General features: G+C 61.0%; 18 protein-coding genes. 4 read left to right on the top strand and 14 right to left on the bottom strand.

Going from position 1 to position 19,755, the window contains the following annotated elements; genetic code table 11:
• Positions 1-251: 251 nt before the first annotated feature.
• Positions 252-1,964 (bottom strand): single-stranded-DNA-specific exonuclease RecJ, encoded by a 1,713-nt coding sequence (recJ, locus tag PSH84_RS09905; protein ID WP_305482776.1) that lies wholly within the window; start codon positions 1,962-1,964, stop codon positions 252-254.
• A gap of 172 nt (positions 1,965-2,136) precedes the next feature.
• Positions 2,137-2,679, bottom strand: a complete 543-nt coding sequence (locus PSH84_RS09900; protein WP_122568769.1) for a YaeQ family protein — start codon at positions 2,677-2,679, stop codon at positions 2,137-2,139.
• 147 nt (positions 2,680-2,826) lie between these two features.
• On the opposite strand from PSH84_RS09900, the gene PSH84_RS09895 reads away from it, so the two are divergent.
• Positions 2,827-4,026, top strand: coding sequence for a CaiB/BaiF CoA transferase family protein (locus PSH84_RS09895; protein ID WP_305482774.1), 1,200 nt, complete (start codon positions 2,827-2,829; stop codon positions 4,024-4,026).
• A 518-nt stretch (positions 4,027-4,544) separates the two neighbouring features.
• Here PSH84_RS09895 and PSH84_RS09890 read toward each other — a convergent pair.
• From PSH84_RS09890 to ffh, 12 genes are all read right to left on the bottom strand, one after another.
• Positions 4,545-4,730: a nucleoid-structuring protein H-NS gene (locus PSH84_RS09890; RefSeq protein WP_305483210.1), complete on the bottom strand. Its 186-nt coding sequence runs from the start codon at positions 4,728-4,730 to the stop codon at positions 4,545-4,547.
• Between the two features lie 371 nt (positions 4,731-5,101).
• Positions 5,102-5,389 (bottom strand): DUF3509 domain-containing protein, encoded by a 288-nt coding sequence (locus tag PSH84_RS09885; RefSeq protein ID WP_122568772.1) that lies wholly within the window; start codon positions 5,387-5,389, stop codon positions 5,102-5,104.
• A gap of 162 nt (positions 5,390-5,551) precedes the next feature.
• A complete protein-coding gene (locus PSH84_RS09880) occupies positions 5,552-6,940 on the bottom strand; it encodes a transporter substrate-binding domain-containing protein (protein ID WP_122568773.1) in 1,389 nt (462 codons plus the stop codon).
• Positions 6,941-7,060: 120 nt separating this feature from the next.
• Positions 7,061-8,470: a threonine synthase gene (thrC, locus tag PSH84_RS09875; protein ID WP_305469865.1), complete on the bottom strand. Its 1,410-nt coding sequence runs from the start codon at positions 8,468-8,470 to the stop codon at positions 7,061-7,063.
• Positions 8,471-8,574: 104 nt separating this feature from the next.
• Positions 8,575-9,879, bottom strand: a complete 1,305-nt coding sequence (locus PSH84_RS09870; RefSeq protein ID WP_122568774.1) for a homoserine dehydrogenase — start codon at positions 9,877-9,879, stop codon at positions 8,575-8,577.
• A gap of 133 nt (positions 9,880-10,012) precedes the next feature.
• Positions 10,013-10,744: a DsbC family protein gene (locus PSH84_RS09865; protein WP_305482772.1), complete on the bottom strand. Its 732-nt coding sequence runs from the start codon at positions 10,742-10,744 to the stop codon at positions 10,013-10,015.
• 262 nt (positions 10,745-11,006) lie between these two features.
• A complete protein-coding gene (gene xerD, locus PSH84_RS09860) occupies positions 11,007-11,903 on the bottom strand; it encodes a site-specific tyrosine recombinase XerD (RefSeq protein WP_305482770.1) in 897 nt (298 codons plus the stop codon).
• A 132-nt stretch (positions 11,904-12,035) separates the two neighbouring features.
• Positions 12,036-12,386 carry a 50S ribosomal protein L19 gene (rplS, locus tag PSH84_RS09855; RefSeq protein ID WP_003175895.1) on the bottom strand — a complete coding sequence of 117 codons (351 nt, stop codon included), beginning with the start codon at positions 12,384-12,386 and terminating at the stop codon, positions 12,036-12,038.
• 45 nt (positions 12,387-12,431) lie between these two features.
• The gene (gene trmD, locus PSH84_RS09850; protein WP_305482768.1) at positions 12,432-13,205 is read right to left on the bottom strand and encodes a tRNA (guanosine(37)-N1)-methyltransferase TrmD; all 774 of its coding nucleotides are present in this window, start codon (positions 13,203-13,205) and stop codon (positions 12,432-12,434) included.
• The gene (gene rimM / locus PSH84_RS09845; protein ID WP_058544503.1) at positions 13,187-13,723 is read right to left on the bottom strand and encodes a ribosome maturation factor RimM; all 537 of its coding nucleotides are present in this window, start codon (positions 13,721-13,723) and stop codon (positions 13,187-13,189) included. The genes trmD and rimM overlap by 19 nt, the downstream gene beginning before the upstream one ends.
• Before the next feature lie 5 nt (positions 13,724-13,728).
• Positions 13,729-13,980: a 30S ribosomal protein S16 gene (rpsP, locus tag PSH84_RS09840; RefSeq protein ID WP_003198088.1), complete on the bottom strand. Its 252-nt coding sequence runs from the start codon at positions 13,978-13,980 to the stop codon at positions 13,729-13,731.
• Between the two features lie 251 nt (positions 13,981-14,231).
• The gene (ffh, locus tag PSH84_RS09835; protein ID WP_122568777.1) at positions 14,232-15,608 is read right to left on the bottom strand and encodes a signal recognition particle protein; all 1,377 of its coding nucleotides are present in this window, start codon (positions 15,606-15,608) and stop codon (positions 14,232-14,234) included.
• A 196-nt stretch (positions 15,609-15,804) separates the two neighbouring features.
• Between ffh and PSH84_RS09830 the strand changes: the two genes are divergently transcribed.
• From PSH84_RS09830 to PSH84_RS09820, 3 genes are all read left to right on the top strand, one after another.
• Positions 15,805-16,617, top strand: a complete 813-nt coding sequence (locus PSH84_RS09830) for a cytochrome C assembly family protein (protein WP_060739059.1) — start codon at positions 15,805-15,807, stop codon at positions 16,615-16,617.
• Positions 16,618-16,629: 12 nt separating this feature from the next.
• Entirely contained in the window at positions 16,630-17,871 is a 1,242-nt protein-coding gene (locus tag PSH84_RS09825) for an HlyC/CorC family transporter (protein WP_305469861.1), read from the top strand.
• A gap of 418 nt (positions 17,872-18,289) precedes the next feature.
• Positions 18,290-19,603 carry an MFS transporter gene (locus tag PSH84_RS09820; RefSeq protein ID WP_305482767.1) on the top strand — a complete coding sequence of 438 codons (1,314 nt, stop codon included), beginning with the start codon at positions 18,290-18,292 and terminating at the stop codon, positions 19,601-19,603.
• The last annotated feature ends 152 nt before the right edge of the window (positions 19,604-19,755 follow it).

Here is a 19,755-nt window from a genome sequence, read left to right as displayed (position 1 = left end):
CGACAACCCGGAAGGATGGAGGGTTCAGAACTTAAAAACCGACGGTGTGACGAGAGGGCTTGCTCCTGCTTGGGTCGGTCACTGTGTGGCGAGGGGATTTATCCCCGCTGGGCTGCGCAGCAGCCCCTAAATATTCCTGCACCGCATTTCCTCAGCCAAACGGCGCTGGCCGGTTCCACGACTGCTTCGCAGCCGAGCGGGGATAAATCCCCTCGCCACAAGTGCTATCACCTGATAGATAACACTTGTGTCTACCGCGGCTCGATATGGGCAATCATCAACTGCACCGTTTCCTGGCCGCGGAACTCGTTGAGGTCGAGCTTGTAGGCCAGCTCCACCCAGCGCACGGTAGGGTTGGGCCAGATCTCGCGGTCGATGCCAAAGGCGATACCATCGAGCTTCACCGAGCCGCACTCGCTCTTGAGGATGACCTTCAGGTGCCGTTCGCCCACCACGCGTTGTTCGACCAACTGGAACACGCCATGGAACATCGGCTCCGGGAAATGCTGGCCCCAGGGACCGGCATGGCGCAGCGCCCGGGCCAGCTCCAGGTGGAATTCCTCCACCGCCAAGGTGCCGTCCGACAACAGTCGGCCGGTCAGGTCTTCTTCGCGCAATTGCCGACGCACTTCCGCGTCGAACGCTTCGGCGAACAACGGAAAATTCGCCTCCGGCAGCGTCAGCCCCGCCGCCATGGCGTGACCGCCGTACTTGCTGATCAGGGTCGGATGCTGCGCCGCCACCACGCTCAGCGCATCGCGAATGTGAAAGCCCGGTACCGAACGACCCGAACCCTTGAGCAAGCCGTCCCCGGCATCGGCAAAGGCAATGGTCGGGCGGAAATAACGCTCTTTCATCCGCGAGGCGAGGATGCCGATCACCCCTTGGTGCCACTGAGGATCGAACAGGCACAAACCGAATGGCATCGACTCCACCGGCAGGTCCTTGAGCTGGGCCAGGGCTTCACGCTGCATGCCCTGCTCGATGGACTTGCGGTCCTGGTTCATGCCGTCCAGTTGCGCCGCCATCTCCCGCGCCAGGGCCGGGTCGTCGGTGAGCAGGCATTCGATGCCCAGGCTCATGTCGTCCAGGCGCCCGGCCGCATTCAGACGCGGCCCGAGGATAAATCCGAGGTCGGTGGAGGTAATCCGTGCAGCGTCGCGCTTGGCCACTTCCAGGATCGCCTTGATGCCGGGCCGGGCGCGTCCGGCGCGAATCCGTTCCAGGCCCTGGTGCACCAGGATCCGGTTATTCGCGTCCAGGGGCACCACGTCGGCCACGCTGCCCAGGGCCACCAGGTCGAGCAATTCACCGATGTTCGGCTGGGGTGTGCTCGCGTACCAGCCCAGGCTGCGCAGACGCGCCCGCAGGGCCATCAGCACATAGAAAATCACCCCGACACCGGCCAGGGCCTTGCTCGGGAATTCGCAGCCCGGCTGGTTCGGATTGACGATGGCATCGGCCGCCGGCAATTCGAGGCCAGGCAAGTGGTGGTCGGTGACCAGCACCTGGAGCCCCGCCGCTTTCGCCGCCGCCACGCCTTCCACGCTGGAGATGCCGTTATCCACGGTGATCAGCAACTGCGGTTCGCGGGTCAAGGCAACTTCGACGATTTCCGGGGTCAGTCCGTAGCCATATTCGAAGCGATTAGGCACCAGGTAATCGACATGGGCCGCACCGAGCAGGCGCAAGCCCAGCATGCCCACGGTGCTGGCGGTCGCGCCATCGGCATCGAAGTCCCCCACGATCAGGATGCGCTGGCGCTGCTCCAACGCCGTCACCAGCAGATCCACCGCGGCGTCGATCCCCTTGAGCTGCTGAAAGGGAATCAAGCGCGCCAGGCTCTTGTCCAGCTCAGCCTCGGACTGCACGCCGCGTGCTGCGTACAGGCGGGTCAACAGGGGCGGCAGGTCACCGAGGAATGGCAGGGTGGTGTCGGGCAGTTGGCGGGGTTCTATGCGCATGGGGTGACGAAATTTTCTCTGGAAATCATGAAGGTTGTGGCAAGGAACGCTTGGGTGGGAGCGAGCTTGCTCGCGAATGCGGCGGCACATTCAACATCAATGCAGACTGATCTGCCGTCTTCGCGAGCAAGCTCGCTCCCACAATGAGTTCACTCAATACCGGGTCAATGGCTCAACCACGCTCGCCCAGCAACCATTGCAGCTGGACTTCATGCTGGCCACGGTCGTCGGTCACGAAAATCGTGCCCTCGCTGATCATCACATCCCACTTGATCACCCGGGGCATGTCCTTGGCCAGGGTTTCGAGTACTTCCTGGGGCACGGCGGCGATGTTGACGTTCTTCAGGTTCTTGACCGCCGGGATCACCTTGCCTTCCCACACCCGCAGGCTGCCATAGGCCAGCAGGCTGGTGCGCTCGGTCCGGCGCGAGCACCAGGTCAGGCGATCGGCATCCGGCTGGCCGACTTCGATCCAGTGCAGCACACGGTCATCCAGGCTCTTTTCCCACAGCGCAGGCTCATCGACGTCTGACAGACCACGACCAAACGCCAGCAGCTCGTTGTACCAGAACGCGTACGCCAGCAGGCGCACGGTCATGCGCTCTTCGGTTTCCGAAGGGTGGCGGGCGATGGTCTGCTTCACATTCTCGTACACATTGCGGTCGAGGTCGGTGAGGTTCAGTTCAAACTTGTAGGTCGTGGACGGCTGGGCCATGAACGGGCTTCTTGATACGAGGAAAGGCGGCAAGTCTAACCGATGACGCGGGCAATCCACGAATTGCCGACCATCAACCTGCGGCGACCGGCCTTGGCCTATGATAAAACGCTCTATTCGTTCTGCCTTTGTGCTACAGGATCCGTCATGTCGCTTACTGCCAAACCCCTTGCCGGCGTCAAAGTCATCGAACTTGGCACCTTGATCGCCGGGCCCTTCGCCTCGCGCATCTGCGGCGAATTCGGTGCCGAAGTCATCAAGGTCGAATCGCCCGATGGCGGTGATCCGCTGCGCAAGTGGCGCAAGCTGTACGAAGGCACCTCGCTGTGGTGGTTCGTCCAGGCACGCAACAAGAAGTCCCTGACCTTGAATCTCAAGCACCCTGAAGGCCTGGCGATCCTGAAAAAACTGCTCGGCGAAGCCGACATCCTGATCGAGAACTTTCGCCCCGGCGTATTGGAAAAGCTCGGCCTGGGCTGGGATGTGCTGCATGCACTGAACCCGAAACTGGTGATGGTGCGACTTTCGGGCTTCGGCCAGACCGGGCCGATGAAAGACCAACCGGGGTTTGGCGCGGTGGGCGAATCCATGGGCGGCCTGCGCTACATCACCGGCTTCGACGACCGCCCGCCAGTGCGCACCGGGATCTCCATCGGCGACTCCATCGCCGCCCTCTGGGGGGTGATTGGCGGATTGATGGCCCTGCGTCACCGCGAGATCAACGGCGGCACTGGACAAGTGGTGGACGTGGCCTTGTACGAGGCGATTTTCGCCATGATGGAAAGCATGGTGCCGGAGTTCGATGTGTTCGGGTTCATCCGCGAGCGCACCGGCAATATCATGCCCGGCATCACCCCCTCGTCCATCCACACCAGCGCCGATGGCAAGCATGTGCAGATTGGCGCCAACGGCGATGCGATTTTCAAGCGCTTCATGCAGATCATCGGCCGTGACGACCTGGCCAATGACCCGCAACTGGCCAGCAATGATGGCCGTGACAGCCGGCGCGATGAGCTCTACGGCGTGATCGATCGCTGGGTCAACGCGCTGCCGCTCGATAGCGTTATCGACCAACTGAACCAGGCCGGCGTGCCGGCCAGTCGGATCTTCAGCGCCGAAGATATGTTCAGCGACCCGCAGTTCCTCGCCCGAGAGATGTTCCTGCAGGCCAAGCTGCCGGACGGCAAGTCGTTCAAGATGCCGGGGATCGTACCGAAACTTTCCGACACCCCAGGCACCTGCGAATGGGTCGGCCCGGCGCTGGGTGAACACAACGCCCAAGTGCTCGGCGAGCTGGGCTACGATGCACAGCAGATCGCCAGACTGCGCAGCGACGGCGCCATTTGACGCACCGCAGGGGGCAGTCACTGAAAATCAAACTGTGGGAGCGAGCTTGCTCGCGATAGCGTCGGTTCAGCCGGCTTGATGTTGACTGGCACACCGCAATCGCGAGCAAGCTCGCTCCCACAATTGGATCGGGGTACATCCGCAAGAGATAGGCCGGCTACTAGGCCGCCTTCGCGAGCAAGCCCGCTCCCACCGTTGGGTCGGGGTACATCCGAAAGAGACAGGTCGGCTGTCAGGCCGCCTTCGCGAGCAGGCTCGCTCCCACCGTTGAGTCGGGGTACATCCGAAAGAGACAGGTCGGCTGTCAGGCCGCCTTCGCGAGCAGGCTCGCTCCCACCGTTGGGTCGGGGTACATCCGCAAGAGATAGGCCGGCTACTAGGCCGCCTTCGCGAGCAAGCCCGCTCCCACAGTTGGGTCGGGGTACATCCGCAAGAGATAGGCCGGCTACTAGGCCGCCTTCGCGAGCGAGCTCGCTCCCACAGGGGAACGCGGTCCCCATCAAGAACCAGGTCGGCTATCAGGCCGCCTCGGGGTGGACGTTGATCTCGGGCGCCCCGTTAACCACGATGGCCGAACGCAGGCATTGTGGAGTGGGCATCCCGGCATGGATGCCGGGATAGCCGCGCTGGGCCATGGATGGCCCTTCGCGGCGGGCCCACGGAGCAATGCCTTCGTTCGGGCATGCCGAGCCTAAGCGAGGCACCGAGTGGTGGGGCAGAAGCGTTTTGGTTACTTTTGCGCTTTTCAAAAGTGACCCGCCGTCAGGGCGGAACCCTAAGTGGCCGTTACCGCAGCAATGGATATGTACCCAACCAAAAAATCCCGGTCAACTGTCAGTCCGCCATCGCGAGCAAGCTCGCTCCCACAAAAGCTCCATCAGCGCCTGACAGAACGCGCGCTAAAAACGTAAAAGCCGGGCAAAAAGAAACCCCGAGAAGTGGGGAGACGACTCGGGGTTAAACGTAACCAATCAAGGTTAGTACAACAAGCGACAAGCACCGGAGCACAATGCTCGCTCTTGCTGGTAAAGGCTCTGACTCATCAGGACGTAGGAAGGTTCCCACAAAAGCCCAGTCAATTCGCCGCGACCATGACCTTGTCGCGCGCCAGATTGCGCAACGCCGCAATCACACAGGGCTCCAGGCGCCCCTCGGCAATCAGCACATCGCGATGCAGGCCATCGACAACGTCGGTCAACTGACGCTTGTCAGTCAATTGGGCCTGGTTGAACACTCGCTCGACCATGATGACCCCGCTGGCATTCTTCAACGTCACCCGGCATTCGCCCTTGGCGCCGGTGGGAGTCAGCGAGACCTGATACGGGCTCAAGGCTTCATTCAGCAATAGGCTGATACTTTCCATTCGCTCACCCTTCAATAGTCCGAAACAACTGCATGTTCACAGTAAATGACCGTGGGCCGCAGCAGAAAGTTCGTCAGCGCACCGAACCGGCATGCCCCAACCTGTTCAACCGAGCATGCGCGTCCAATATGACAGGCAAACAACAGCGTTCCCCGTGAGCTGTTAAGGGATGACGGCCGGCTCAGCCAGGCCCCTGTCGCAACGACGCCACCGCCGTCCGACATCGGTCCAGCCCCCCAGAATGCCACGCAGCTGTCCATCAGCCCCATAGAACGGCACCGTCCAATGATAGATTTCCCGCAACCCGCCGCTGAACATCAATTGCCGGTCGACGAATCGAGACTGGCCGGTGCGCAACTGCTCCATCACTTCCCCATGCAGCAGCTCGGCGGTGGCCGGCGGGAATGACGCCGAGTCGGTAAGCCGCGTGCCCCGCAGTTTTTCGAAGCGGGTTGCGAACTGGTCTTCATAACTTTTGTTGCACATGATCAGGCGCCCTTCCAGGTCACAGATGAAAATCGGGTCGGGAATGGCATCCACCAAGGCCCGCTGGAGCATCAACTGGTCCTTGAGGACCGCTTCGGCCTTGAGGCGTTGGTCGATCTGTGTCTGCAGACGGCGGTTCCACAACAGGGACAAGAGGCCAAAGACCACGACCACGGTCACACACCAGTAGCCCCAGCCGGACATCCGCTCCCAGATCGATGGCGTCTGGACGGGGGTCGTACCGGCCATCCATTTCGACCGCAGCGCACGCATGTCCTCGGCCGGGAAGGCTTCCAGGGCTTTATTCAAGATACTCAGCAACGCGGTCAAGTCCTGGCGCACCGCCAGGTAGTCCGGTTCCCACTTGCCCTCAAGACCGCTGCCTACCTGCAACTGCCCGGCTGGATAGAGGTGCACCCCGGTTTCATTTTCGATGGTGGCGTAGGCCTCCCGGCTTTCTACCAGCGCCCGCGCCTCACCATAGGTCTTGGTCGTGCGCAATTTGATCGCCGGGTACTCGCGCCTGATTTCCGCTTCCAAGGCATGCCGTGCTGGCAATGCCAAAACCTTCCCTTCGAGCTGCTCCAGCGAATGGAGGGGCGATTCCCCGTCACGGCCGACGAACACCCAGCCGAAACCACCGAATGCATGGCTGAAACTGAGGAAATCCCGACGTTCTTCATTCATCGCCAGCAGGGTCGTCATGTCTGCCTCACCATTCTCCAGCATCGTCAGCAACTCGCCGGGGGAGAACGACTCCCGATGCACGAACTCAAGGCCAGTCATGTGCGCGATGCGCTGGAGAACGTCGTGGTTCAACCCGCTCCACTGCCCCAGCTCATTCTTGAACAGGTACAGCGGAAACTGGATCGTGGCCACGATGACCCGGGGGTTCTCCTTGATCCACTTCAATTCCTGCGCGTCCAACACCAACCGTTCGCCAGGGTTGGGCGGTGGCGTTTCGAAAGTCGTCAACGGCGCCGCGTTGCCTCCCTGCGTCCAGTACATCAGGGCCAGGCCCATTACCCAGCCCAGGGCTGGTTTGCCTTTGATAAAAAACGACATCTGCATTTCCTTCGAGATGACTCGCCCATCCCTCCAAGGGCGAAAACCCGGCCAGTTTGGCATGCAGAAACAAGAAAGCCCGTCAGGAGACGGGCTTCAAAATGTGACAGGTTTACCCGGTCAGAGTGGCTTGCCGCGATTGCCATGCTGGCTGACAAAGGCCTGCACGGCTTTCAAGTCGTTGGGCAATACGGTGCAACGCTCATCTCGCTCAAACAAATCAGAAAGATGCGCAGGCAATTCGAGCGCTTTTCCTACACCTGCTTTCTCCACCGCTTCCGGGAACTTGACCGGGTGCGCCGTGCCCAGGATCACCATCGGAATGTCCAGGCTGCGACGGCATTCACGGGCCGCCCTGACGCCGATAGCCGTGTGCGGATCGAGCAGTTCGCCGCTCTGCGCGAACACCTCGGCGATGGTTTCGCAGGTCTGCTCATCGTCCACGGCCAGGGAGTCGAACAGCTTGCGCGCTTCGGTCCAGCGCTCAGGCTCGACGCTGAAACCGCCACCCTGGCGAAAGCTGTCCATCAGCCCGGCAATCGCCGCACCGTTGCGACCGTGCAGGTCGAACAGCAGGCGCTCGAAGTTCGACGACACCATGATGTCCATTGAAGGCGATAGCGTGGCGTGCAAGGTTTCCTTGACGTACTGGTTGCCGCTCATGAAGCGGTGCAGGATGTCGTTGCGGTTGGTGGCGACGATCAATTGGTTGATCGGCAGCCCCATGTTGCGCGCCAGGTAACCGGCAAAGATATCGCCGAAGTTGCCGGTCGGCACCGAGAACGACACGGAACGGGCCGGACCGCCCAATTGCAGGGCCGCGTGGAAGTAATAGACGATCTGGGCCATGATCCGCGCCCAGTTGATCGAGTTCACCGCCACCAGCCGCGTGCCCTTGAGGAAGCTCTGGTCGGCGAAGCTGGCCTTGACCATTTCCTGGCAGTCATCGAAGTTGCCTTCGATGGCGATGTTGTGGATGTTGTCGCCGAAAATCGTCGTCATCTGCCGACGTTGCACTTCCGAGACCCGGTTGTGCGGGTGCAGGATGAAAATGTCGACGTTCTCGCAGTGCTTGCAGCCTTCGATAGCCGCCGAACCGGTGTCGCCAGAAGTGGCACCGACGATCACCACGCGCTCGCCACGCTTTTGCAGCACGTAGTCCAGCAGGCGACCGAGCAGTTGCAGGGCGAAGTCCTTGAACGCCAGGGTCGGGCCGTGGAACAGCTCCATGACCCATTCGTTACCGTTGAGCTGACGCAACGGTGCGATGGCATTGTGGGAAAAGACGCCATAGGTCTCTTCGAGGATCTTTTTGAAATCGGCGTCCGGGATGCTGCCGGTGACGAACGGGCGCATGACCCGGAACGCCAGCTCGTGATACGGCAGGCCGGCCCAGGAAGCGATTTCTTCCTGGGTGAAGCGCGGCAGGCTTTCCGGCACATAGAGACCGCCATCCGTGGCCAGGCCGGCCAGGAGGACATCTTCGAAATTCAGGGCCGGTGCCTGGCCGCGGGTGCTGATATAGCGCATTTTTTGGCAAACCTTCGGTTTGAGCTTCAAGGTCAAGCGGCAAGCGACAAGTCAAAGCGGCTCGGCTTCTATTTGCGGCTTGCAGCTTATAACTTGCCGCTAAATTAATTCAAATGTTCGACGCGGATACGGACCACCGGCCCAACGACACCCTGGAGCGCTTCCAGCGCCGCAATCGCATCGTTGATGTTCTGCTCGACCACACGGTGGGTCAGCAGGATCATCGGCACCAGGCCGTCGTGTTCCTCGACTTCCTTCTGCATGATCGACTCGATGTTTATACCGCGCTCCGAGAGGATGCTCGCCACTTGAGCCAGCACGCCCGGATGGTCCTTGGCCTGGATGCGCAGGTAGTAGGAGCTTTCGCATGCCTCGATCGGAAGAATCGGGTGCGCCGACAGCGAGTCCGGCTGGAAGGCCAGGTGCGGCACGCGGTTTTCCGGGTCCGAGGTCATGGCGCGAACCACGTCCACCAGGTCGGCCACCACCGAGGAAGCGGTCGGTTCCATGCCGGCGCCCGCGCCGTAGAACAACGTCGAGCCGGAGGCGTCGCCGTTGACCATCACTGCGTTCATCACGCCGTTGACGTTGGCGATCAGGCGGTCGGCCGGGATCAGCGTCGGATGCACACGCAGCTCGATGCCGCTAGCGGTGCTGCGCGCCACGCCCAGGTGCTTGATGCGGTAGCCCAAGGCTTCGGCGTAGTTCACGTCAGCGGTGGTCAGCTTGGTGATGCCTTCGGTGTAGGCCTTGTCGAACTGCAACGGAATGCCGAACGCAATGGATGCCAGGATCGTCAGCTTGTGCGCTGCGTCGATGCCTTCCACGTCGAACGTCGGATCAGCCTCGGCGTAACCCAGGGCCTGGGCTTCGGCGAGCACGTCTTCGAAGGTGCGACCCTTCTCGCGCATCTCGGTGAGGATGAAGTTGCCGGTGCCGTTGATGATCCCCGCGACCCAGTTGATGCGGTTGGCCGACAGGCCTTCGCGGATCGCCTTGATCACCGGGATACCACCAGCCACGGCGGCTTCGAACGCCACGATCACGCCCTTCTCGCGGGCCTTGGCGAAAATCTCATTACCGTGAACAGCGATAAGCGCCTTGTTCGCGGTGACCACATGCTTGCCATTCTCGATGGCCTTGAGTACCAACTCGCGGGCAACGGTGTAGCCGCCCACCAGCTCTATGACGATGTCGATCTCAGGGTTCGTGGCCACTTCGAACACATCGTTGGTAATCGCAATACCGGTCGTCTGGAACTGAGGCTTTGGCGTGCGCATGGCAATTTGTGCCACTTCGATCCCACGCCCGGCACGACGAGAAATTTCCTCGGCGTTGCGCTGAAGTACGTTGAAGGTGCCGCCACCGACGGTACCTAACCCACAGATGCCTACTTTGACCGGATTCACTCTTGACTCCCCATGAAACGGCCGACGCAAGGTCGGCCGTGAAATACAGCCGCGTAGCAACGCGACTCTGTTTTTAACGGCCCGACGAAAGTTTTCGCCGAGCCGTGATCTTCAAAAGCGGACCGCCCATGATCTATTTCGCGCTCAGGGCCAGTTTGGCCACTTGTGGTGCCGGCTGGTAGCCCGGAATCACTTGGCCGTCGGCCAAAACGATGGCCGGCGTGCCGTTCACGCCAATGGATTGGCCAAGGGCGAATTGCTTGGAAACCGGATTCTCGCACTGGGCGGCCTTGATTTCCTTGCCGTCGACCATCTTGTCCATGGCCGCTTTCTTGTCCTTGGAGCACCAGACCGCCTGCAACTGCTCATCGCCCGGCGAGCCCAAGCCCTGTCGCGGGAACGCTACATAGCGCACTTCGATGCCGCGCTTGTTCAGCTCGGGCACTTCGGCGTGCAGCTTGTGGCAATACGGGCAGGTGGTGTCGGTGAATACGGTGATGTGGGACTTGGTTTCGCCGATCGCCGGATAAACCACGGTTTCAGCGACCGGAATGCCGTTGATCAACTTGGAAATGCCCTGGCGCTCGGTCATCTCGGTGAGGTTGACCGGCTTGCCATCCTTGAGCGCGAACAGGTTGCCCTGGACGATGTACTGGCCGTCGGCACTGGCGTAAAGCACGCGGCTGCCCTTGAGCTTGACTTCATACAGGCCAGCCATGGGGCTGGCCGAAATGGTGTCGATCGGCACTTCGAGCTGAAGGTTTTCCAGGCTCTTGCGGATAGCCTTGTCGGCCGCGTCGTCGGCAATGGCAAAGGTATTGGCCAACGCAATGGCGGCGGCGGTGAACATCTGGCTCAAACGCATGGGGACTCCTGAGGCGAACAAATGAGACGGGAAACGCCGACCCGCAGATTCGGGTTCCAACCGCCCACTGTGCAAACCGACAAAGCCTACCACATAAGGCTGGCGTGGCCGAATGCCGGTGATACAAGGCATTGGTGAACGCTTTTCTGTGGGAGCCGGCTTGTGGGAGCAAGGCTTGCCCGCGATGGCCGCGCCGCGGTGTATCAACGGAACCGCGTTATCGTTCATCGCGGGCAAGCCTTGCTCCCACAGGAAATTTCATTCAGCCGCGAGGATGATGCTTGGCATGCAAATCCTGCAACCGCGCCCGGGCCACATGGGTGTAGATCTGGGTGGTGGACAGGTCGCTATGGCCGAGCAGCATCTGCACCACCCGCAAGTCGGCGCCGTGGTTGAGCAGGTGTGTAGCAAAGGCATGCCGCAAGGTGTGGGGCGAGAGGAATTTGTTGATGCCGGCCACCTTGGCCTGGTGCTTGATGCGATGCCAGAAGGTCTGGCGGGTCATCTGCTCGCCGCGCAGGCTGGGAAACAGCACATCGCTGGGACGCCCGCCCAGCAATTCATGACGGGCATCGCGCATATAACGCTCGACCCAGACAATCGCTTCCTCGCCCATCGGCACCAGGCGCTCCTTGCTGCCCTTGCCCATCACCCGCAGCACGCCCTGGCGCAGGTTGACTTGCTCCAGCGTCAAGCTGATCAACTCGGTGACGCGCAAGCCACAGGCATACAGGACTTCCAACATGGCCCGGTCGCGCTGACCGATGGCCTCGCTGAGATCGGGTGCCGCCAGCAGCGCTTCCACATCGGCTTCCGACAGGGACTTGGGCAGCGGACGCCCCAGTTGCGGCATTTCCACGCGCAAGGTCGGGTCCACCGCGATCAGCTTTTCCCGCAGCAAATAGCGATAAAACCCACGCAGACCGGAGAGAAAACGCGCGGTCGAGCGCGGTTTGTAGTTCTGCTCCAGGCGCCACGCCAAATGATCGAGGATCAACTCCCGTCCGGCATTGACCAGCTCCAGGTGGTTTTCCTGCAGCCAGCCATTGAACAGCGCCAGGTCGCTGCGGTAGGCATCGCGGGTGTTATCGGACAGGCCCTTCTCCAACCACAGGGCGTCGAGAAACTGGTCTATCAGCGGATGATCGATGGCTGGCATAAAGACTCTTGGAGGATGCGGGCACACACGGCATCAAAAGGGGAAATGAAGCCATGCAGGGTGCTCAAAGCGCAAATCGCAGGCAACAAAAAAGCAGCCCGCAGGCTGCTTTTTTTGCATCGGAAGCTGGACTTAAGCCAGTTTTTCCTTGATGCGAGCTGCTTTACCCGACAGGTCACGCAGGTAGTACAGCTTGGCTTTACGTACGTCACCGCGACGCTTGACAGCCATGCTGTCGATTTGCGGGCTGTAGGTCTGGAAAGTACGCTCTACGCCGACACCGTTGGAGATTTTACGAACGGTGAATGCACTGTTCACGCCACGGTTACGCTTGGCGATAACGACGCCTTCGAACGCTTGCAGACGGGAACGGTCGCCTTCCTTCACTTTCACCTGAACGACAATGGTGTCGCCTGGGGCAAAGGTAGGGATTTCTTTGGTCATCTGCTCTGCTTCGAGTGCAAGGATGATTTTGTTAGTCATGCTGTGCTCCTAAGGCGAGTCGTCGGACTCACCATCGATACGTTGTTAACTATCGTCCCGCTCGCGGATGTATTCCTCGAGCAGCTTCTTCTCTTCTCCAGAAAGCGAGCGGCTTTCCAGAAGATCGGCGCGTCGTTCGTAGGTCCGACCAAGGGACTGCTGCAAACGCCAACGCCGGATGTGCGCGTGGTTGCCACTTAGCAACACGTCGGGAACACGCTGATCCGCATACACCTCCGGTCGGGTGTAGTGCGGGCAATCCAGCAGACCATCCGTAAAGGAATCTTCCTCAGCGGAATCTGCATGCCCTAAAGCTCCAGGCAGCAGTCGTGTAACCGCATCGATCAGGACCATCGCCGGCAGCTCGCCGCCAGACAGTACATAGTCGCCAATCGACCACTCTTCATCGACATGAGCTTCAATGAAACGCTCGTCAATGCCTTCATAACGGCCGGCAATCAGGATCAATGCATCCAAATTCGCCAGCTCGCGTACCGCCGACTGAGTCCGTTGGCGGCCTTGGGGCGACAGGTAGATCACCTTCGCACCCTCCCCGGCTGCCGTCCTGGCCTGAACCAGCGCATCTTCCAGGGGCTTGATCTTCATCACCATGCCCGGACCACCGCCAAACGGGCGATCGTCCACAGTGTGATGCCGATCCGTGGTGTAGTCCCGCGGATTCCAACAGGTGAGCTGTAACAGCTCCTGCTTCACCGCGCGGCTGGTTATGCCGTACTCGCTGATGGCGGAAAACATCTCGGGAAACAATGTGATGACTTCAACGCGCAAATTAGCCACGTTTAGAAATCCGCATCCCATTCCACCTTCATCTCGCCTGCGGCAAGGTCGACGGCCAACACGCATTGCTCGGTATAGGGCAACAGGCGTTCGCGATCATCCAGGCTGCCGACGCAAGGCTTGACCACCATGACATCGTTCGAACCGGTCTCGAGCAGGTGATCGATTTTCCCGAGCAATTGCCCGAGGTGGTCGATGACCTTCAGACCCACAAGCTGGTACCAGTAGTACTCGCCGTCGGTCAGTTCAGGGAACAGGTTGCGCGGCACGCAGATCTCATAACCGGCCAGAAGACGAGCTTCTTCACGATCATCGAGACCCTTGAGCTTTGCGACCAGGAACTTGTCGTTCCCGCGTCCGCTGACCAGCTCCACCTGTTTCACGCTACCTTCGCGCTTGAGCGTCCAGGTTTTGTAGTCCAACAGGTTCTTGATCGGATCAGTAAAGGAATACACCTTCACTTCGCCGCGAACGCCATGTACAGAATAGATCTTGCCGACAACGATCAAATCATCAGCATCTTTTGGCGTCGCGTTCATATTGCTCAGGCCGCAGCCTTAGCCGATTCCTTCAACAACTGAGCAACACGCTCAGAAGGTTGTGCACCAACGCTCAGCCAGTAGGCTACGCGCTCTTGGTTCACGGACAGACGAACTTCCTGACCACGGGCAACAGGGTTGAAGAAACCAACCTGCTCCTTGTGGGAACCGTCACGCGGGTTGCGGCTGTCGGTTACGGTCAGGTGGTAAAACGGGCGCTTTTTGGAGCCGCCAAGGGCAAGACGGATTGTTAGCATGTGAACATCGTTCCTGTAGTCGGTGCTGCAAATCTAAATGCACAGCGGGCATAGGTGCCCGAAAGGCCGCATATTCTAAGGAATATCCGGACTTTTGCAAATGTCTTTTTCCGGCGCCTGGCGCCATGCGATCAAGATTTGCCATAGAGCCGTCATGAAAAACGGCAAGTCAGCTCCCGCGTAGCGCGGGTTTGCTGGAGATCCCCGCCTCCGTGCGGGGCAACGCCGGCATGACAGCCGGCGCAGATTCTTTACATTTTCGGCATGCCGCCGCCGGGCAACATACCGCCCATGCCGCGCATCATCTTGGCCATCCCGCCCTTGGCGGAGAATTTCTTCATCATCTTCTGCATCTGCTTGTGTTGCTTGATCAATCGACCGATGTCCTGCACCTGGGTGCCGGAACCCATGGCGATGCGGCGCTTGCGCGAACCGCTGATCAGCTCAGGGTCGCGGCGCTCGGCCGGGGTCATGGAGTTGATGATGGCTTCCATCTGCTTGAACTGCTTTTCAGCCGCGCCCTGGGCATTGCCCATCTGCGCCAGGTTCACGCCACCGATGTTCGGCAGTTTGTCCATGAGGCCGCCAAGGCCGCCCATGTTCTTCATTTGTTGCAGCTGGTCGCGGAAGTCTTCGAGGTCGAAGCCCTTGCCCTTCTTCAGCTTCTTGGCCAGTTTGTCGGCCTTGTCCTTGTCGAGGGTCTGCTCGGCCTGCTCGATCAGGCTGAGCACGTCGCCCATGCCGAGGATACGCGAAGCGATACGCTCAGGGTGGAACGGCTCGAGCGCTTCGCTCTTCTCGCCCATACCGATGAACTTGATCGGCTTGCCGGTGATGGCGCGTACCGACAGCGCGGCACCGCCACGGGCGTCACCGTCGACCTTGGTCAGGACCACGCCGGTCAGCGGCAGTGCATCACCGAACGCCTTCGCGGTATTGGCCGCGTCCTGGCCGGTCATGGCATCGACCACAAACAGGGTTTCCACCGGGTTGATCGCGGCATGCAGCGCCTTGATCTCGCCCATCATCTCTTCATCGATGTGCAAGCGACCGGCGGTATCGACGATGACCACGTCGATGAACTTGAGCTTCGCTTCCTTAATAGCCGCCTGGGCGATGTCCACCGGCTTCTGGCTCAGGTCGGACGGGAAGAACGTCACGCCGATGTCGTTGGCCAGGGTTTCCAGCTGCTTGATCGCCGCCGGACGGTAGATGTCCGCCGACACCACCATCACCGACTTCTTCTTGCGCTCTTTAAGGAAGCGCGCCAGCTTGCCGACTGTCGTGGTCTTGCCCGCGCCCTGCAGGCCGGCCATCAGCACCACCGCTGGAGGTACGGCGGCGAGGTTCAGGTCTTCGTTGGCGGCGCCCATCAGGCTTTCGAGTTCGGCCTGGACGATCTTCACGAACGCCTGGCCCGGCGTCAGGCTGCGCGACACTTCGGTGCCGACGGCGCGTTCCTTGACCGAATTGACGAAGTCCTTGACCACCGGCAGGGCGACGTCGGCTTCGAGCAACGCCATGCGCACTTCGCGCAGGGTGTCTTTGATGTTGTCCTCGGTCAGTTTCGCCTTGCCGGTGACATGGCGCAGCGTCTGCGAGAGACGGTCGGTTAGGTTTTCAAACATGCGCGATCCTTTCAGGCCCAGATGAGACCGGGATAATGGCGGCCCAGACCGTGAAAAATGTGCTCGGCGAGCCTGCGGCGTGGGCAGGTCGCGGATTATAGCGAAGAAGCGTGCGGCGTACACCTTGCAGTGGTCTTTCGTGTGGAGGGGGTTCTATGCCAAACTCAGCGCCTTTCGGGCTTGCCTAACAGGATTTATGCTCCCCTTGTCACCCAGCTTGCTTGCCACCCTCGCCGCCGCTTGCCTTTATGCCGCTGCGACCCTCTATCAAGGCACCCGCCTGGCCACCGGCGCCAAGGCGAACAAACGCCTGCTGGTCACGCTTGGCGTGCTGGCGGTGCTCGGCCACGCGGCCAGCCTTTATACCCACCTGATGACGCCGATCGGCCTGGGCCTGGATTTTTTCAACGCCGCCAGCCTGATCGCCGTCGCCGTGATCGCCCTCACGCTGCTGGCCTGCTCGCGCATCCCGGTGGAAAACCTGCTGGTGCTGCTGTTCCCGCTGGGGCTGGCCACGGTGCTGCTGGCGCAGTTCGCGCCGTCGGGCACCGTGCAGATCATCGACGAAGAGCCGGGCATCCTCGCCCACATCCTGTTGTCGATCCTCGCCTACGGCCTGTTCACCATCGCGGTGTTCCAGGCCCTGTTGCTGCTGGTGCAGGATCACCAGCTCAAGAACAAGCACCCGTCCGGACTGATCCGCAACTTTCCGCCGCTGCAAACCATGGAAAGCCTGTTGTTCGGTTTCCTCTGGGCCGGCTGGAGCCTGCTGTCGCTGTCGCTGATCTCCGGCTGGTTGTTCGTCGAGAACCTGTTCGCCCAGCACCTGGTGCACAAGACCCTGCTGGCCTGCCTGGCGTGGGTGGTCTTCAGCGTATTGCTGTGGGGCCGCAACCGCCTCGGCTGGCGTGGGCACAAAGCGATTCGCTGGACCCTGGCCGGTTTCTGCCTGCTGATGCTGGCGTACTTCGGCAGCAAGCTGGTCCGTGAATACATCCTGCATATCTGACGGACGGCCCTGATGGATACGTTGCCCGTAGCGCCGTTGTTCGCCGTGCTGGTGGTGCTGATCCTCTGGTCGGCCCTGTTCACGGCCATCGAAGCCGCCCAGCAACACCTGCTGGCCCAGCGTACGGCCTCGCGCGCCAGTGACAAACCGCTGGCGACACTGACATTTCCACTGGCCAGCCTGGTCCTGTGCAATACCCTCTGTCGTGTCCTGGCCGTGGTCATCGGCACCTTGCTGGCGATTTTCACCTGGCTGGAGAACGGCCCCTGGGTCGCCTGGCTCGGCACCAGCGCCGCCCTGCTGATATTCGCCGACTACCTGCCGCGCACCCTGGCCACCCGCCAGCCCGACGCGGTGCTGGCACTGGGCAACACCTTGCTGGGCATCCCGTTGAAGATCCTCTATCCGTTTGCCTGGCTGTTGAATGGCGCCAGCCAACTGTTGCTGCGTCCATTTGCGCGCAAGCCCGGCATGGTGCAACAGAGCGACGACGAAATGCCCGCGCCGCCGCGCAGCGAGCAGGAATCAGAACACGGCAGCGGCCGGCTGCATCCGATTTCCGGCATCCACGCCCTGGACAACATCACCGTCAACGATATCCTCGTGCCCCGCAGCGAGGTCGATGGGATCAACCTTGACGACCCCATTGGCGAGATCATCGAACAGTTGCGTATGAACCGGCGTACCCGCCTGCCGGTGTTCCACAGCGATATCAATCAGGTCGAAGCGGTGCTCAACACCCGCCAGATCCGTCATTTGCTGGCGGACGCGAGCCTGACCCAGGAAGCGTTGCTGGCCGCCTCCCACGAGCCCTACTTCGTGCCCGAAAGCACGCCACTGCAACTGCAACTGCTGAATTTCCACAAGCAGCAGCGGCGCCTGGGCATGGTGGTGGACGAATACGGCGAAGTGCTGGGCATCGTCACCCTGGAAGACATCCTCGAAGAAATCGTCGGCGAATTCGAGAGCGAGCATAGCCTCGACAACCCCCACGTCCATCCCCAGCCCGATGGCCGCCTGATGATCGATGGCGCGGCGTCGATCCGCGAATTGAACCGGACCCTGGGCTGGCACCTGCCCTGCGACGGCCCCAAGACCCTCAACGGGCTGGTGACCGAAGCCCTGGAAACCATCCCCGAAAGCCCGGTCTGCCTGAAGATCGGGCGCTATCGACTGGAAATCATCGAGACCGTGGACAACCGCGTCAGCCAGGTGCTGGCGTGGCATAACAGTTCGGTGCCGGCCGTTTCCTGACCCCCAACAGGCTCAAGGTAAAACACCGTTGTGGCGAGGGGATTTATCCCCGTTGGGCTGTGAAGCAGCTCCAAATACGGTCAACTCAATTTGTCTGGAACACCGAGTTGTCGGGCTTTAGGGCTGCTGCGCAGCCCAGCGGGGATAAATCCCCTCGCCACAAAAAGCTCATCGCAAGCGCCGATATTGTGCGCGGGCGCTCTTGTTGATTCGTTAGCCCCCTTCCTATACTCAAGCCGCTTACCGAACCCTGTGTCTATCCTGTACTCAGCCGGTTCCGGCCAGACCATCGGCAAAATCCGCATCAGCCCTGGGACTGTTCCTACCCGAAACAGCGACGGGATACCCGCCCACATCCCTGGGTGTTCGACCATAATAATTCGCTCCAACGGAGCACATGACTGTCAGGGATAACCGCATGACGACCGCTACCTGCAACGAGGCTGTGCCTGCCCAGCCGACCAACTCGGCTACTCGCGTGGCGACCGCGAGTTTCATCGGCACCGCCATCGAGTTCTACGACTTCTACGTCTATGCCACGGCGGCGGCCCTGGTGATCGGGCCGGTGTTCTTTCCGCAAACCTCAGGCACGGCACAGATGCTGTCGTCCTTCCTGACGTTCGGCATCGCCTTCCTCGCCCGTCCGCTGGGTTCGGCGCTGTTCGGCCATTTCGGCGACCGGATCGGGCGCAAGTCGACGCTGGTGGCGTCCCTGCTGCTGATGGGCGTATGCACCACGCTCATTGGCGTGCTGCCCGGTTATGCCAGCATTGGTGCCTGGGCACCGATCCTGCTGTGCCTGCTGCGTTTCGGCCAGGGCCTGGGGTTGGGCGGCGAATGGGGCGGAGCGGCGCTGTTGGCCACCGAGAACGCACCCAAGGGCAAACGTGCCTGGTTCGGCATGTTTCCCCAACTGGGGCCCTCCATCGGCTTCCTGGCGGCCAACGGGTTGTTCCTGACCCTGGCCATGAGCCTGGACGACGGGCAATTCCGTTCCTGGGGCTGGCGGATTCCGTTCCTGCTCAGTGCCGTGCTGGTGATTGTCGGCCTCTATGTACGGCTCAAACTCCATGAAACCCCGGTATTCGCCAATGCCATGGCCCGCCAGGAACGGGTCAAAGTGCCGTTGGTCGAGCTGTTCAGCCAATACTGGGCGCCGACCTTACTGGGCGCGGCGGCGATGGTGGTGTGTTACGCGCTGTTCTACATCTCGACGGTGTTTTCCCTGAGCTACGGGGTGTCGACCCTCGGCTACAGCCGCGAGACATTCCTGGGCCTGCTGTGCTTTGCCGTACTGTTCATGGCCGCTGCAACGCCTCTGTCGGCCTGGGCCAGCGACCGCTACGGCCGCAAACCGATATTGATCATCGGTGGCCTGCTGGCAATTGCCTCGGGTTTCCTCATGGAACCGTTGCTGACCCACGGTTCCACTGGCGGCGTAGCGCTGTTCCTGTGCATCGAGCTGTTCCTGATGGGGGTGACCTTCGCCCCCATGGGCGCCTTGCTGCCGGAACTGTTCCCGACCCATGTGCGCTATACCGGTGCCTCGGCGGCCTACAACCTGGGCGGTATCGTCGGCGCCTCGGCCGCGCCGTTCTTCGCCCAGAAACTGGTGGCGATGGGCGGCTTGAGCTATGTCGGCGGCTATGTTTCAGCGGCCGCGCTGCTCAGCGTCATCGCCGTGCTGTGCCTGAAGGAAACGCGCCACAACGACTTGAACCGGGTGGCCTAGGCTGGGCCCGTGGCGAGGCTTTGCGCCTCGCCACGCAAACCTGTCGCCAGCCTGAACGGCCACCAATGAAATAACCGTTAACAATCGCCCACCATTGAAACCACCCCCCACCTGCCCCATCTAAGACCCATACCCCATTGCGCAGGTGCCCC

The sequence above is a fragment of the Pseudomonas beijingensis genome (genome assembly GCF_030687295.1).
GTDB lineage: Bacteria > Pseudomonadota > Gammaproteobacteria > Pseudomonadales > Pseudomonadaceae > Aquipseudomonas > Aquipseudomonas beijingensis.
The sequence above is the reverse complement of the archived record's forward strand: the minus strand, read 5'-3'. Positions and strand labels throughout refer to the sequence as shown.